The organism is Mesorhizobium escarrei, from assembly GCF_935825525.1.
Lineage (GTDB): Bacteria > Pseudomonadota > Alphaproteobacteria > Rhizobiales > Rhizobiaceae > Mesorhizobium > Mesorhizobium escarrei.
This window is the reverse complement of sequence record NZ_CAKXZT010000061.1, coordinates 1-1,390: the sequence shown is the minus strand read 5'-3', so window position 1 is coordinate 1,390 and position 1,390 is coordinate 1. Positions and strand designations below refer to the sequence as shown.

Below are 1,390 nucleotides of genomic sequence, written 5' to 3'. Positions count from 1 at the left end.
GGCGGCTTCGCGCGGCTTCCTGTCCGCCAGCAGCACCTGGAACTTCGTGATATAGTGCGGCCAGCGCTCGATCATGGGCTCATTGGCGGCCTCGATGGCCGCCATGAAGCGCTCGCAATCCAGGTAAGCAGCTGCGAAATCGCCTTGCCTGGCATGGAGCGCGGCGTGGCAATCGGCGACGACGGCGACCTGTGTGGTGAAACGGCTGTCGGCGATCTCGGCCAGTCGCCCGACCACTTGGTGGAACTCTGCAAAATCGTTGCGGAACTTCATCTGCATTTGCAAATGGTAGAGCCCCCCGAATTCCACGCCCTTGAGCGACTCGCGCTCGCCAATCGCGATCGCCGCCCGCAACGCGGCTTCGGCCGACGGATAGGGAAAATTCCTTCTCTTGTAGGGAAAATAGCGACCACTCTCCGCGCCAAAGGCGACCAGCCACATGCCGAGGATCCAAGGCAGCACCTCCTTGTCACTCAAATCCTCGCCAACGCTGTCGACCGCCTTAGCGAACACATCGGCGCGCATGGTCGATGCCGAAAGATCGATCAGCGTTTCGCTCGCAAGCAATCGCAATCCGCTCGGATCGTGCCCGGGGTTCCTGGTCAAGCGCTCAAGGAGTTCGGCTTCCAGTGCTTGTCCGGCTGGGCTGCTGCGGTAGTAGTCGTCGCCGAAGTTCAGCGCCCGCATCATGCCAATGCGCACCAGCATCGCTTCCCCGGGAGGCAATTTCGGCAGGCCGCGCTCGATCAGCTCGAACGCCCGGCGGGTCCACATGGAAAGACCTTCATAGGTCCGCCAACTGGCCGTCTTGACCAAGACGGCGCGCGACACGGTGAGACACAGACCGCGCAGATCGTCGGACTCGCCAAAGGCTTGCCATGCTCTCGACAGCCAGCGCTCCGCCGCAGCGTCATCCGGCATGTGGGCCACGCCCAGCCAATAGAAATGCCAGCCGTTCATGAACGCTTCCGGCAACCGGCCGACCCATTCGATGAAGGTCGCCCGGCCTCCTTGCGCCAGCACGGCCTCCGCGCGGCTCAGTATCAGCTCGCTCGCCTGGTCCCAGTCCTCGGCCTGCAAGGCGAGGTGGATGGCTTCGTCAGGACGACCGGCCTCCGCAAGAACCTTCGCCGCTTTTCGCCTAAGCGATCGCTGCTCTTCCATGACCACGTGCTGTGCGAAGCGCCGGTCAAGAAAGTCTCGCAAGAGGTCGTGCAGGTAAAAGGTGTCGCGGCTGTTTTCCAAGCGCGTGACCAGCAACTGCCGCCTGTAGAGCCTGTCGAGCAGCTTGCCCGCTTCGCCCGACCCGATCATCACGTCCGCCAGTTCGGTGCTGATCTCGGGCAGCAGGTTCAGCTTCAGGAGCATTTCCTGGTCGGCGGCAGGGAGG

1 protein-coding gene is annotated in these 1,390 nt (G+C 62.9%); it reads right to left on the bottom strand.

Annotation, left to right across the window (positions count from 1 at the left end; translation table 11 throughout):
* A partial coding sequence (locus NMG80_RS04510) for a winged helix-turn-helix domain-containing protein (RefSeq protein ID WP_495664005.1) occupies positions 1-1,390 on the bottom strand: 1,390 nt, incomplete at both ends.